The sequence below is a fragment of the Rhizobium sp. N621 genome, assembly GCF_001664325.1.
GTDB lineage: Bacteria > Pseudomonadota > Alphaproteobacteria > Rhizobiales > Rhizobiaceae > Rhizobium > Rhizobium esperanzae.
Genome location: NZ_CP013498.1, coordinates 408177 through 421371 on the forward strand (window position 1 = coordinate 408177; position 13195 = coordinate 421371).

Here is a 13195-nt window from a genome sequence, read left to right on the forward strand (position 1 = left end):
AAAAATCGCGTGGAATTGTGCTGTTTCTGTCTCTGGCAGCACGTGAGGCGGCGCAGTTTCCCAGCACCCCAACCACCCATCCAGTCAGTCGCCGGGCCGGTGAGGGCTTTGACCCTTTTCCCGGGCCGCGCCGATACGGTGTCAGGGCCGTTTCGGCGGCATTTTCTACAGAGCCGAACTGTTTCTGTCGCGGCGTTACGACCATCACTTGCCTACAAATTATAATGCGCTAAATTATGCAAGAATGAGTTGCATCCGTTTGTCCCCGGCAGGGGCCGATGGCTGCAAAGCGATACCTTCGGATGGCAACATGATCTGGAACCATCGCATCACGCGCATCGTTGTCGGCCTGTTGCTCCTGACGCTCGTGGCGGTCGTCTCATTGCCGACGATTACCGGCTTTACCAGCCTTGATGGCACGGTCAACGCGCGGTTTGCCGTCGTTAATGCCCCGATCGATGGGACGATTGCCAAAGAACCACTCAAGGCCGGCAGCGCGGTCAAAGCGGGACAAGCCCTCGCGGAAATCAGAAATACGCGTGTCAATCGCGCAATCCTCGCTTCGCTCGAGGCAGATCGCAACACGGCGCTCGACCGCGTCGCCGCCCTTAAAAAGGAACGAGAGGAACTCTCCGCACTTCGCGAGGAATTGTCTGCCAGATTGGAAGTCTACAAGCAGACCACCATTGCCAATCTCGAACGCGAAGTCGAAATCCTCAGGAAAAAAGTCGAAGTGTCGCAAGCTCAGGATCTGGTCGCGCAGGTCGACCTGAGCAGGCGGGTGCAGCTCGAGTCTAAAGGCATTCTGACGCAGAAGCTGGTCGAGGCCGCGCGTGCCGCCGGAGCTGCGACCGGCGGCGAGGTCGAAATCAGCAACCTGACTGTTGATCAATTGGAGCAGAGGCTCAATGCGGTCCGCCAAGGTATCTTTGTCTTCGGCGATGGGCAAAATGACGTGCCCTATTCGCGCCAGCGCGAGGACGAGGTCGTCGTTCGCATCAACGACTTGAACTCGCGCATAGCGGAAAATGAGACACGCGCCACCGAAGTTCAAAAGCAGCTGGTCAAAGAGGCAGACCGCGTCAACAGCCTTGAATCCGCAACCGCATTAGCGCCATTCGACGGCGTTGTCTGGACCAGGAGTATCGTCAACGGTTCGAACGTCGTGCTGAATGACGAGCTGATGCGCCTCCTCGACTGTCGAGAGCTGTTCGTGGATATCCTTGTTCCCGAGGTCAATTACGACGAGATCTACCCGGGACTTGTTGCGCAGGTGCGCTTGTTCGGCCGCAGCGATGTCTTCAAGGGCACGGTCATTTCCGTCAGAGGCAATTCGGCTTCGGTCGAGGCCGATTCCTTTGCCGCCAGCTTGCCGCCGTCGACGCAACGCAATGCCCGCATTCGGGTTCGCCTCGATCCATCCTTCATGAATAATGACTTTGCGAACTCCTGCCAGGTCGGACGCACAGTGCAGGTCCGGTTTTCCAAACACGGCATCAACCTATCCAACTGGGTGAAAAGCCTGTGGTTCAGTATCTTGTAGCGCTGGCTCCGACCCTAGTCGTTTTGGCGTTCTTTTTCCTGGGGCCGTTCAATTGGTCGCGCCATCACAGCTGGACACGGGCGGTGACCTGCGCGTTCGTCGCAGCACTCGCACTGCGCTACATGTTCTGGCGCTTGACGGAGACAGTGCTTCCCTATCCCAGCGACGGTCCGAGTTTCTACTGGGTCTGGATCCTCTTTGCCGTCGAAGTTTTGGCCTGCTTCGAAGTCATGCTTTTTCTGATATTGATGAGCCGCCATGTCGACCGGAGCGCAGAGGCGGACAGGCTCGGTCGGGTTTTCTTCGCGCGCGACAAGCGGGAGCTGCCGACCGTCGATGTTTTCATTCCCACCTATAACGAGCCGCTCGACGTGCTCGAGCGAACCATCATCGGCGCCCGTTCGCTGGATTATCCTGCCGACAAATTGAGGGTGTATGTGCTTGACGATCAACGCCGCGACTGGCTGAGGGCCTATTGCGAAGAAAAGAACGTCATCCACGTCACGCGCGGCGACAACAGCCATGCCAAAGCGGGCAATATGAACAATGGGCTGAAGGTCAGCTCGGGCGATTTTATTGCGATCTTCGACGCCGATTTTGTTCCTTATCGGCATTTTCTTCGCCGGACGCTGCCCTTCTTTTCCGATGACAGCATCGGTATCGTCCAGACGCCTCAACATTTCTTCAATGTCGATCCGGTGCAATCAAACCTCGGGCTGGAAAACATCTGGCCGGACGAGCAGCGCTTGTTCTTCGACGAGATCGCGCCCAGCCGAGATGCCTGGGACGTCAGCTTCTGCTGCGGCTCATGCTCGATTGCCCGCCGCAAGGCCGTCGACGCAATCGGCGGGTTTCCGACGGAGTCGATCACGGAGGACCTGCTGACCACTCTGTCGATGCTCAACAAGGGCTACAAGACGCGCTACCTGAACGAGCGGCTGTCGATGGGACTGGCCGCCGAAAACCTGACCGGTTATTTTGTGCAGCGCGAACGGTGGTGCCAGGGCGGTATTCAAACCCTCTACCTTTATAATGGCCCGCTGCGCGGCCCCGGCTTGACGCTCTTTCAGAGGATCATGTTCCTGCCGGCATCATGGCTGGTGCAGTATCTGGTCCGCTTCATGATCTTGCTCGTCCCCATCGTCTATCTCTGGTTCGGCCTGCTCCCGCTCTATTTCACCGACGTAGCCGATTATGTCTCGCATCAGGTGCCGCTGCTGGCGGCGTATTTCCTGCTGATGCTGTGGATCACGCCGACGCGTTATCTGCCTGTTGTTTCCAGCGCCGTCGGGACCTTTGCGACATTCCGCATGCTGCCGACAGTGGTCTCCAGCCTGGTGAGACCGTTTGGCAAGCCGTTCAGGGTGACGCCGAAGGGCAGTGGCAACGAGGCGAACCAGTTCGACCGCTACAGCTTCGCCTGGATCGCAGGCATGATCTCGATCACCGTCTTCGGTCTGCTGCTCAACGTCGTGCCGGAAACGTCGCATGTGCAAGGCCAGTTTTCGCCGGTCGCAGCCTGGTGGTCAGGGATCAATATCGTCGTCCTGCTCATCGCGTCGCTCATCTGCTTCGAGAAACCCCGGCGCCTGTTTCATGCGTTCAAGCTCGATGAGCCCGCTGTCGTCGACGATGTCCCCGGCCGGATCGTCAGTCTGGCACTGGACAAGGCGGTCGTTGCCGTCCACAACATGGCCAGATTTCAATCCAAATCGGTGATGCTGAAAATCGCCGGCTTCGACCCGATCAAAGCGGAGCTCGGACAGGTCACCCAACGACGAAGCAGCATCAGTCGCGGCGGCGATAAGCAGGCCTATTACCTGCACCTTTATTTCGAGCTCAGCGGCTCTGCTCGCGACAGCATGATTGTCAAACTCTACACCGGCCAATATTCGCGGGACATTCGCGACATCGACAAGGTTGCCGTCTCTCTCAATCTGTTGCTGCGGTCATTCGGACGAACGCGCACGTTGTAGTCCGGCTCATGAGGGCCTGCGTGGCGTCTTCGCGCATGCATCAGCCGCCGGCTGAGAATGTGTCTGTTTTCCGGCCCCGTTCGGCCGCAGCCATTCGCCAAGCTGCCATTCTGGAAAGTTCCCTCATCGCCCGCCACGTCCGCACAGGGAACATTCTGCGGGGCTATCGCGACATTCGGGCGCGCCCGGCCTTGAAGGGATAAGAACGGCGCCCGCGATACTTGCCTGGGATAATGATTATTGAAGGATCGCTCCGAAGGCCGGTGCCGCGGTCACGGCGCAAAGCACTCACGCATCCCACCTGGCGTGTGGGACCTCAGAAGCAGAGAAAGGTAGATCTGTCGCCATGACGGAGCCGCCACTCCTGACGAACTTACTGGCCAGACTGTTCGTCCAGAGTGGAAAGCGCGTCCTGCAGCCTGAGCGCAGCCAGTGCCTTCGTTGCCTCATCAGGGGACCATCCGGCCTCCAGCGCTGCTGACAGGACCAGGGATTCCGTTTGCAGTTCGAGCTTCTCATACAGCGGCTCAATGGCCTCGCGTGCGGTGACAACGTGCTGGTCGGGCGGCGTGATGGGTGTCGCAGCAACCGTAGGCATAATGCTCCTCCTTTTGAACGCTAAGGTTCGAAACCCAATTGCAGGCATGCTTGTTCCGCTCACATCTCATTTTTAGCCGTACCATGGCTGACGGAAACTGTTGCGAAACTCTGGACGGTCGCAACTTCGTCCGCCCGCGGCGCCTCTGTGTCGCAGCGAAAATCTTCGCTCGATGTGAACGAAACTACAGGCTACCGCACAATTGGCGAAAGCGGAAGCGACTTGCGGTAATCATTGAACAAGGCCGCAGCTATGAAGAACGCCGCCATATCTGGCGAAACCTCCGCCATTTCAGAAGTGCGCGAATGACGATGGCCGCCGGTATCTTCCGGTGGTTGCCGACGGTCCACTCCCTGGCAATCGGTGCGTTCGGGTCGAGCAGAAAGGCGACCAGGATGCTTGCGCTCTTCGCCTCCGCTTCGAGCCTGTCATCGGATTGATGCAGGCCCTGCTCGCCTTCGGTAAAGGTCTGTCCGTCGGCGACAACGGCGCCGCTGAAGACGTAGAAGATGCGTGAGAACGCCTGCTGCCATCAATCGAACCCGTGCGCCGCGGGGGCCAACTGGCTGGTGGCAATCGTCTTGCTGACGATGCCGATGAATGGCCTTAGTGGCGATCTGAAAACATCCGCCGCAACCGATTCGCTGACGGGATCTCCAATGACCATCGACGCCGCACGAAATCCGCATCCGATCTATTTTGCCGGCGCTTTTGCCACGGGCGGGCTCCTGACCTTCATGGTGCATCTGAACGGCGAGCTGGCACGCTATGGGAGCCCGCTGTTTTCGTCCTGGACGGCGCACGGCACCGGCATGGTCGCAGCCATCATTCTTCTCCTGCTGGTCCACCGGCGGCGCAGGCCAAAGCCGGAACAGGGCTTGCGCGCGCCTCTCTGGGCCTATCTCGGCGGGCTCTCCGGCGCGGCGACGGTCATGCTGACCTCGACGACGGTCAACTCGCCGCTCGGGCTCTCCGGCACTTTGGCTCTGGGGCTGGCCGGCCAGGTCGTCTTCAGCGTCGCCGCCGACAGCTGGGGACTGTTCGGCCTGCAGAAACGGCATCCCGATAGCCGCGACATCGTTGCACTCGGCCTGGTCGTTGCGGGAGCGGCGCTGATCATCCTGTTCGGGCGAGGTGCGGCATGATGCTCTTCATTCTGCTTGCTTGCCTCGGCGGCGTGCTCGTCGGCCTCAGCCGCCAGCTCAATGGCCGGCTGAGCGTCTCGACGACGCCGCTGATCGCATCCTTCTGGAACCACGCCGTCGGCTTTGCCGCCCTCACCGGCCTCGGTGTCTTCGTCGGCGGCCTGCTTCCGGCGGGTGCCGCCGAGACGCCCTGGTATGCCTATCTCGGCGGTCCGCTCGGCGTTGTCTTCGTGGCCGCCGGCAGTTGGGCGATTGCGCGGATCGGCGCTGTCAACTCGGCTCTGCTGATCATCGGCGGGCAGATGGTCACGGGCGTGGCGTTTGATTATCTCAGCGCCGTGCCGGCTTCGTTCTGGGCGAACGCCGGCGGAATTGCCCTCATCATCGGCGGAATGATGGTCAGCCGGGGACGGCGCGCGGGCAAGCGTTCGCAATAGCCGGACGCGAAAATGAGCCAGTCGGCGGGGATCGCTCCCGCCGACTGGTCGTCGCATTCTCAAGCAAGGTATTTGGTAAACCAGTCGACCGTTCGCTGCCAGGCGAGCTTGGCGGCCGCCTCGTCGTAGCGTGGCGTCGTATCATTGTGGAAGCCGTGATTGACGTCGGGGTAGATGTAGGCCTCATAGGTTTTGCCCGCCGATTTCAACGCCGCTTCATAGGCCGGCCAGCCTTCGTTGACGCCCTTGTCCAGCCCGGCATAGTGGAGAAGCAGCGGCGCCTTGATCTTCGGCACGTCCTCGGCGCGCGGCTGCCGGCCGTAGAACGGCACGGCGGCGGCCAGTTCGGGATAGGCGACCGCCGCGGCATTGGCGACACCGCCGCCATAGCAGAAGCCGACGATGCCGACCTTGCCGGTGGTGAGGTCGCTCTTCATCAAATATTCGACCGCCGCGAAGAAGTCGTTCATCAGCTTTTCCGGATCGACCTTCTGCTGCAGCTCGCGTCCCTTTTCGTCATTGCCGGGGTAGCCGCCGACCGAGGTGAGGCCGTCGGGCGCCAGCGCAATGAAGCCGGCCTTCGCCACGCGCCGCGCCACATCCTCGATATAGGGGTTCAGTCCCCTGTTCTCATGCACGACGACGACGGCGGCGACCTTGCCGGTGGCGTTTTTGGGGCGGACGAGATAGCCGCGGACATCGCCGTTTCCTTTCGGCGAGGGATAGGTGATGTATTCGGCTGAGATGTCAGGATCGGTTGCCTCGACCTGAGTCGCCAGCGCATAATTCGGGCTCAGCGACGCCAGAATGGCGGCCGCGGTGACGCCGCCGACGGCGAATTTGGCCGCCCGGTCGAGAAACTCGCGCTTGGTGATCCTTCCATGCGCGTAATAATCGTAGAGTTCGAGCAGCTCCTGTGGGAAATCCTTGGCGGTCATGCGGGTCATGATGGCTCCTCCTGGCCTCGGGTTCTCGCTGCATCCTACACAGGTAAGCGCGGCGCTTTTTTCAATCTTTCGCGAGTTTCGCGTGAGCTTGCCGGCGCAAAAGCGGTCTGCAGCCACGCGTTCGCCTGCGAGATTCCAGCCTCCACGGGGCGCGCTTTCGCTCGGGCAAGTCCTGATGCCGCCGGTTGCAGCGCTTATTCGCCAGCCGACTATCGGATTATGAAAATTAATTTCATGCCCGCGTCTTGCGGCCCGTTTTCTATTGACGCCTTCCGATTTTTGTCCCAACTTAAAGAAAATAAATTACTTAAATCGGGAACTTGATCGGCATGAAAGTGGGCATCATCGGGCTCGGATTCCGGCTCGGCTACCTCGGTTACGTCTTCAAGGCGATCGATAGCAGCTTCGATATCGTCGGCTATGTGGATCCCGATCCCGCCGGCCTTCCCGGTTTGACGGAAAAGGGCATTTCGGCCGGCAAGGCCTATGGCTCGCCGGAAGAGCTGCTCGCCTCCGAAAAGCTCGATCTGCTGATGATCGGCTCTCCCAATCACATGCATCTCGGCCATATCAGGCTCGGGCTGCAGGCCGGGCTCAAGGTCTTCTGCGAAAAGCCGATCGTCACGACGATCGCCGAAAGCATCGAGCTTGCCCATCTGATGGCGAAGTTCGGTCATGAGCGGCTGATGGTCGGCCTGGTGCTGCGTTACTCCCCGCTCTACAAGGATCTGCGCGCCATCCAGGCCGAGGGCAAACTCGGCCAGATCGTATCGATTGAGGCATCCGAACATATCGAGCCCTATCACGGCGCCTTCTTCATGCGCGACTGGCGCCGCTATGAGCGTTATTCCGGCAGCTTCATGCTGGAAAAATGCTGCCACGACCTCGACCTTTATAATGGTGTCGTCGGCGCGCGGCCGGAGCGGGTCGCAAGTTTCGGCGGCCGCAAGAGCTTCATTCCGGCCAACGACCCGGCGCGCGAAGGGATCAACGACCTCGAGCTTTTCCATCGCAAGCCGAGCGGCTGGATGGGATCGGACAAGGTGTTCGACAGCGATGCCGATATCATCGATTACCAGGTGGCGATCGTCGAATATGAAAACGGCGTCGGCATGAACTTCCACACCAATCTGAACGTGCCCGACCAGTTCCGGCGTTTCGCCATCATGGGCTCGCGCGGCATGGCCGAAGGCGATTTCGTTCGCGGCTATCTCGACGTGCATGAACAGCTGACCGGCAACAAGGTGGTGGAAAACAAATATGCCGCCACCGAACTCTCCCAGCATTACGGCGCCGATGAACAGATGGCGAGCGACCTCTTGGAAAGCGTGCGCACCGGGCTCGAACTGCCGGTTTCCACCCTGAATGCGCTCGAGGCAGGCATCCTGGCGCTCGCCATGGACGAAGCGAGGATGAAGAAAACCGTCGTCGACCTGCGTCCCATCTGGGACCGCTTCGACGAGGCCCTTCACGCAAGAGCGGCTTGAGGACGGCGGCAAGATGAGTGTTCAAAGAAGCGCCTTCATCTTCGCCTGGATCCTTCTTCTTCCGGCTGTCCTCTATGTTCTTGCCATCGTCGCCTATCCCCTCGTCGATACGTTCATTCTCTCCTTCACCGACGCGTCGCTGAAGAAGACCACCAATTGGGTCGGCTGGATCAATTACGAGAAGATCTTCAACGCCACCTTTGCCGAGGTCATCCTGCGCACCTTCATCTGGACCTTCTTCTCGGTCGCCCTGAAAATGGTGATCGGCACCTTCGGCGCCTGCATGCTGAACGCCGCCGTGCCCGGCCGTTCGCTGTTCCGGCTCTTGACCATGCCGCCCTGGATCGTGCCGATGGCGATCGGCATCTTCATGTGGGGCTGGATGTATAATGGCCAGTTCGGGATGATCTCGGGCCTGTTGCAGCGTTTCGGCCTCGTCGACGGCCCGGTCGCCTTTCTCGCCTATGGCAGCACCGCCTTCTGGGCGACCATCGTCACCGATGTCTGGATCGGCGTGCCGCTGGTGACGATCTATTTCCTGGCGGCGATCCAGTCGATCCCGAAGGATCTTTACGAGGCCGCCTGGACCGACGGCGCCGGCCGCTGGTACCGCTTCCGCCGCATCACCCTGCCGCTGATGGTGCCGGCCATCATCACCATGTCGATGTTGTCCTTGATCGCCACCTTCAACTCGTTCGACATTATCTGGATCCTGACGCAGGGCGGCCCGAGCGGCGAGACGACGACGATGATCATCGATACCTACCAGACGGCGATCGGCTCGAAGAAATATGGCGAGGGTGCGGCGCGCGCCGTCTTGATCTGCATCTTCCTGTCGCTCTTCTGCTTCGCCTATTTCCGCGTCACCCGCCGCCTCAACCCGGAGAAGCGCGCATGAGCAGTGCTGCCATGATCGACCGTTACCGCTGGTGGGAGATCATCCTGATCTATTGCGGCATCGCGGTGTTCCTGTTCTTCGTGCTGGCGCCCTTCGTCGAGGGCTTCCTGGTGTCGCTGAAGCCGCTCGCCCAGCTCTTCTCCTCGCCCTACCGCTTCTGGCCGGAGAACGGCTCGTTCGAAGCCTACCGGACGATGTGGATCAGCGTGCCGGGCTTCGGACGTTATATCTTCAACTCCTTCTTCATTTCGATCATCGTCACGCTGATCGTGCTCTGCCTCGTCATTCCGGCGGCTTACGCCTTCGCCAAGTTCGAATTCAAGGGCATGGGCATCCTGCTCGGCGCCTTCCTGACGGTGAACATGTTCTCCGGCGCCGTGCTTCTGATCCCGCTCTTCCGGCTGATGCGCAGCATGGGTGTGCTCAACACCTATCTCGCCATGATCGTGCCGGGTGTCGCTTTCCTGATCCCGTCGGCGATCTGGCTGCTGCGCACCTATATGATCCGCATTCCCCAGGAGCTCAACGAAGCCGCCTTCATGGATGGCGCCAGCCACTTCTACACGCTTCGCCGCGTCATCCTGCCCATTGCGATGCCGGGAATTATCGTCGTCGCCATCACCACCTTCATCGGCGCTTACGCCCAGCAATTCATCTTCGCGCTGACCTTCAACTCGAAGAGTGAATACATGCCCTTGCCGGTGGGGCTCTTTGCTTACTTCGGCAAGCAGGAGGTCATCTGGAACGAACTGATGGCGGCTTCCTTCGTCGGCATTGCGCCGGCGATGGTCGTCATCTTCTTCCTTCAGCGTTACCTCGTCGGCGGGCTGACCGCCGGTGCGGTGAAACAATAAGACTAAAAAACGAGTGAACAGCTAACAACCAAACGGGAGTCACGACGTGAGCATAACAATCAAGACAGGCCTTATGGCGCTCGCCTTGCTCGGTTCGACGGCACTGACCGCAGTCACTGCCCATGCAGCCGACAAGGAAATCAGCTGGATCTATTGCGGCGACACGATCGACCCGGTCCACACCAAATACATCAAGCAGTGGGAAGAAAAGAACGCGGGCTGGAAGGTCACGCCTGAAGTCGTCGGCTGGGCGCAGTGCCAGGACAAGGCAACGACGCTCGCCGCTGCCGGCACGCCGGTGGCCATGGCCTATGTCGGCTCGCGCACGCTGAAGGAGTTCGCCCAGAACGATCTCATCGTCAAGGTGCCGATGACGGATGAGGAAAAGAAGGCTTACTATCCCCACATCGTCGACACGGTGACCTTCGAGGGCACGCAATGGGGCGTTCCGATCGCCTTCTCCACCAAGGCGCTCTATTGGAACAAGGATCTCTTCAAGCAGGCGGGCCTCGATCCCGAGAAGCCGCCGAAGACCTGGGCCGAAGAAATCGAGATGGCAAAGACCATCAAGGAAAAGACCGGCATTCCGGGCTTCGGTCTCTCCGCCAAGACCTTCGACAACACGATGCACCAGTTCATGCATTGGGTTTACACCAACAATGGCAGCGTGATCGATGCGGATGGCAAGATCACCCTCGACAGCCCGCAGATTCTCGCCGCGCTGAAGGCCTACAAGGATATCGTGCCCTACTCCGAAGAAGGCCCGACGGCCTATGAGCAGAACGAAGTCCGCGCCATCTTCCTCGACGGCAAGGTCGCCATGATCCAGGCCGGATCGGGTGCGGCCTCCCGCCTGAAGGAGACGAAGATCAGCTGGGGCATCACGACGCTGCCGCTCGGCCCCGATGCCAAGGGCCCCGGCACGCTTCTGATCACCGACAGCCTGGCGATCTTCAAGGGCTCGGGCGTCGAGGACAAGGCGACCGAATTCGCCAAGTTCATCACCTCGCCGGATGTGCAGGCGGAATATGAGCTGCAGGGCGGCGCCGGCCTCACGCCCCTCCGCCCCTCGAAGAAGGTCGACGAGTTCGTCGCCAAGGACCCCTCCTGGAAGCCGCTCATCGAGGGCATCAGCTATGGTGGTCCCGAGCCGCTCTTCACCGACTATAAGGGCTTCCAGAACTCGATGATCGAGATGATCCAGTCGGTTGTCACAGGCAAGGCCGAACCGGAAGCCGCGCTGAAGAAGGCTGCCGGCGAAATCGAAGCCTTCAAATAAGCCCTTTTGAGGCTCTCCCTGGGGTCGCGGCCTAAGCCGCGGCCCCTCCCTCTATCGAATGTGCGACGAAGACCGCCGGCGGAGACAGATTTTTGGGACAGCTCCTTCTCAACAACGTTCAGAAATTCTACGGCGACTACGAAGTTCTGAAGGGCGTGCAGCTCGAGGTGAAGAACGGCGAATTCGTCGTCTTCGTCGGGCCGTCCGGCTGCGGCAAGTCCACGCTGTTGCGGATGATCGCCGGCCTCGACGCGACGACGGCGGGAGATATCGTCATCAACGGCGTCAGGGTCAATGACCTGCCGCCGGTCAAGCGCGGCATCGCCATGGTGTTCCAGTCCTACGCGCTCTATCCGCACATGACTGTATTCGAGAACATCGCCTTCCCGCTTCGCGTCGAAAAGATGGAAGAGTCAAGGCTCAAGGCGAAGGTGGAAAACGCCGCGCGCATCCTGCATCTCGACCAGCGGCTGCAGCAGAAGCCCGGCATGCTTTCCGGCGGCCAGCGCCAGCGTGTCGCCATCGGCCGCGCCATCGTGCGCGAACCGAAGATCTTCCTGTTCGACGAGCCGCTGTCCAACCTCGACGCGGCGCTGCGCGCCGATATGCGCATCGAGCTTGCCAAGCTGCACCGGCAGCTGAAGGCGACGATGATCTATGTGACGCACGACCAGGTCGAGGCCATGACCATGGCCGATCGCATCGTCGTGCTCGACGCCGGCAATATCTCCCAGACCGGCGCGCCGCTGGAGCTTTACCACAAGCCCGCCAACAAATTCGTCGCCGGCTTCATCGGCAACCCGAAAATGAATTTTCTCCCCGTCACCTGCAAGAGCGTCGGCGCCGCCGGCGTCGAAGTCGATTATCTCGGCCAGACCGCCCTTCTGCCGGTGACGCCGCGCGACGGCATATCAGGCAAAACCCTGACGCTCGGCATCCGCCCGGAGCATATCCAGCTCAACGGCGGCGACATCGTCTTTACCGTCACTCCAACCGTCATCGAACGCCTCGGCGCCAATACGGTCGCCTATGCCTCGCTCAACGGCGAGGCCGAGAATTTCTGCGCCATGCTCCCCGGCAGCGTCGGCATCCGCCCCGACACGCCGGTTGCCACTGGCATCAATGCCGCCGATTGCCATCTCTTCGACGAGGCGGGTATTGCTTTCGAGCGGCGCGTGGAGCTGACGGAAATCGATATGAACGTGATCAATCCGACGGCGGCTTGACGATTGGCTCAGTTTGCGCGGTTTGCGAGTCAGGCGGCGGGTCCGGGGGCGAATGGCTCGTTAAAATAGACGTGCCCTTCGATCTAGGAGGATAGTATGAGCGATATTTGGGCTATTCGCGACGCTCGACTGCTTGAAGAAGAAAAGCCCATTGTCAACGATTTACGCGAGGCAGGCGCGAACATCACCTCGATCTGGGACCTAGTTAACAGCAGAAGTGGGTATCCGCATCTGGTGTCGATATTAATGAAGCATTTGCAATTGCCTTATTCTGATCGAACGCGCAGCGGGATCGCCAGAGCTCTGGCGGTTCCTGCGGCCAGCAAATACTGGGATTTCCTTGTTCAGCAATACCGCAACGCCAAACACGGCAAGGGCCCTGTTTTCCCCAACGAAGAGACGGAATTCGTGCTGGGTTTTAAGGACGCGTTAGCTTGCGCGCTTTCCGGATCAGTAACTGAAGAGACGCTCCCCCAACTTATTGGATTGGCGAAAGATACCACCAATGGAGAAAGCCGCCTCTTGTTGATTGGACCTTTAAGACGGTCGAAGGCCGTTATCAGCAAAGATGCGGTTGACGAACTACGACACGATCCGCAACTCGCTAAAGAAATCAACTCCTGGCGCAAGAAGTAGCGGACGTGGCATCGTAAAATTGACGGTCGCAAGTCCAGGATGGCGGCGTGTGGATGAATCGGCCGTTGTTTTGCGAGCGATTTGTGCCCACAGGTGCACCATTCTCTATACTGACGCTGCCTTGGGACTTGGAGCATAGGTGAAGGCGACGTCGATGACCATCTGTGAA

12 protein-coding genes and 1 pseudogene are annotated in these 13195 nt (G+C 59.9%); 10 read left to right on the plus strand and 3 right to left on the minus strand.

The genetic code is table 11. The features are described 5' to 3' along the window. Window positions 1-310: 310 nt before the first annotated feature. On the plus strand, window positions 311-1543 hold the full coding sequence (locus AMK00_RS26575; protein WP_064808673.1) for an HlyD family secretion protein: 1233 nt from the start codon (window positions 311-313) through the stop codon (window positions 1541-1543). Further along, the gene (locus tag AMK00_RS26580) at window positions 1525-3519 is read left to right on the plus strand and encodes a glycosyltransferase (protein ID WP_064812251.1); all 1995 of its coding nucleotides are present in this window, start codon (window positions 1525-1527) and stop codon (window positions 3517-3519) included. Before AMK00_RS26575 ends, AMK00_RS26580 begins: the two co-directional genes overlap by 19 nt. Window positions 3520-3892: 373 nt before the next feature. Here the strand turns inward: AMK00_RS26580 and AMK00_RS26585 are convergent, their stop codons facing one another. Next, window positions 3893-4117: a hypothetical protein gene (locus tag AMK00_RS26585; RefSeq protein WP_010058730.1), complete on the minus strand. Its 225-nt coding sequence runs from the start codon at window positions 4115-4117 to the stop codon at window positions 3893-3895. 250 nt (window positions 4118-4367) lie between these two features. Beyond that, a pseudogene (locus AMK00_RS33325) lies at window positions 4368-4625 on the minus strand (pirin family protein); the annotation flags it as partial. Between the two features lie 151 nt (window positions 4626-4776). Here AMK00_RS33325 and AMK00_RS26595 point away from each other — a divergent pair. Together AMK00_RS26595 and AMK00_RS26600 are read left to right on the plus strand one after the other, a co-directional pair. Further along, the gene (locus AMK00_RS26595) at window positions 4777-5262 is read left to right on the plus strand and encodes a DMT family transporter (protein ID WP_064812329.1); all 486 of its coding nucleotides are present in this window, start codon (window positions 4777-4779) and stop codon (window positions 5260-5262) included. Beyond that, window positions 5259-5699 carry a DMT family transporter gene (locus AMK00_RS26600; protein WP_064812253.1) on the plus strand — a complete coding sequence of 147 codons (441 nt, stop codon included), beginning with the start codon at window positions 5259-5261 and terminating at the stop codon, window positions 5697-5699. Before AMK00_RS26595 ends, AMK00_RS26600 begins: the two co-directional genes overlap by 4 nt. Before the next feature lie 59 nt (window positions 5700-5758). Here the strand turns inward: AMK00_RS26600 and yghX are convergent, their stop codons facing one another. Further along, complete coding sequence (yghX, locus tag AMK00_RS26605; RefSeq protein ID WP_012490663.1) at window positions 5759-6646, minus strand: YghX family hydrolase; 888 nt, start codon at window positions 6644-6646, stop codon at window positions 5759-5761. A gap of 329 nt (window positions 6647-6975) precedes the next feature. Between yghX and AMK00_RS26610 the strand changes: the two genes are divergently transcribed. The 6 genes from AMK00_RS26610 to AMK00_RS26635 all read left to right on the plus strand — a co-directional run bounded on the left by AMK00_RS26610 (window position 6976) and on the right by AMK00_RS26635 (window position 13026). Further along, window positions 6976-8133 carry a Gfo/Idh/MocA family protein gene (locus AMK00_RS26610; protein ID WP_004672435.1) on the plus strand — a complete coding sequence of 386 codons (1158 nt, stop codon included), beginning with the start codon at window positions 6976-6978 and terminating at the stop codon, window positions 8131-8133. Between the two features lie 13 nt (window positions 8134-8146). Continuing rightward, window positions 8147-9031, plus strand: a complete 885-nt coding sequence (locus AMK00_RS26615) for a carbohydrate ABC transporter permease (RefSeq protein WP_064812254.1) — start codon at window positions 8147-8149, stop codon at window positions 9029-9031. Next, window positions 9028-9885 (plus strand): carbohydrate ABC transporter permease, encoded by an 858-nt coding sequence (locus AMK00_RS26620; protein WP_004672438.1) that lies wholly within the window; start codon window positions 9028-9030, stop codon window positions 9883-9885. The genes AMK00_RS26615 and AMK00_RS26620 overlap by 4 nt, the downstream gene beginning before the upstream one ends. A gap of 73 nt (window positions 9886-9958) precedes the next feature. Then, window positions 9959-11164 carry an ABC transporter substrate-binding protein gene (locus tag AMK00_RS26625; RefSeq protein ID WP_016736721.1) on the plus strand — a complete coding sequence of 402 codons (1206 nt, stop codon included), beginning with the start codon at window positions 9959-9961 and terminating at the stop codon, window positions 11162-11164. A 92-nt stretch (window positions 11165-11256) separates the two neighbouring features. Then, complete coding sequence (locus AMK00_RS26630) at window positions 11257-12390, plus strand: ABC transporter ATP-binding protein (RefSeq protein WP_064812255.1); 1134 nt, start codon at window positions 11257-11259, stop codon at window positions 12388-12390. 96 nt (window positions 12391-12486) lie between these two features. Beyond that, window positions 12487-13026, plus strand: coding sequence for a hypothetical protein (locus AMK00_RS26635; RefSeq protein ID WP_064812256.1), 540 nt, complete (start codon window positions 12487-12489; stop codon window positions 13024-13026). The last annotated feature ends 169 nt before the right edge of the window (window positions 13027-13195 follow it).

What these genes read in the sequence shown, in the direction of transcription:
- AMK00_RS26600 (WP_064812253.1), top strand. Translation starts at nt 5,259, where the DNA reads ATGATGCTCTTCATTCTGCTTGCTTGCCTCGGCGGCGTGCTCGTCGGC.
- AMK00_RS26610 (WP_004672435.1), top strand. Translation starts at nt 6,976, where the DNA reads ATGAAAGTGGGCATCATCGGGCTCGGATTCCGGCTCGGCTACCTCGGT.
- AMK00_RS26585 (WP_010058730.1), bottom strand. Translation starts at nt 4,117, where the DNA reads ATGCCTACGGTTGCTGCGACACCCATCACGCCGCCCGACCAGCACGTT.
- AMK00_RS26625 (WP_016736721.1), top strand. Translation starts at nt 9,959, where the DNA reads ATGGCGCTCGCCTTGCTCGGTTCGACGGCACTGACCGCAGTCACTGCC.
- AMK00_RS26595 (WP_064812329.1), top strand. Translation starts at nt 4,777, where the DNA reads ATGACCATCGACGCCGCACGAAATCCGCATCCGATCTATTTTGCCGGC.
- AMK00_RS26615 (WP_064812254.1), top strand. Translation starts at nt 8,147, where the DNA reads ATGAGTGTTCAAAGAAGCGCCTTCATCTTCGCCTGGATCCTTCTTCTT.
- AMK00_RS26575 (WP_064808673.1), top strand. Translation starts at nt 311, where the DNA reads ATGATCTGGAACCATCGCATCACGCGCATCGTTGTCGGCCTGTTGCTC.
- AMK00_RS26620 (WP_004672438.1), top strand. Translation starts at nt 9,028, where the DNA reads ATGAGCAGTGCTGCCATGATCGACCGTTACCGCTGGTGGGAGATCATC.
- AMK00_RS26635 (WP_064812256.1), top strand. Translation starts at nt 12,487, where the DNA reads ATGAGCGATATTTGGGCTATTCGCGACGCTCGACTGCTTGAAGAAGAA.
- yghX (WP_012490663.1), bottom strand. Translation starts at nt 6,646, where the DNA reads ATGACCCGCATGACCGCCAAGGATTTCCCACAGGAGCTGCTCGAACTC.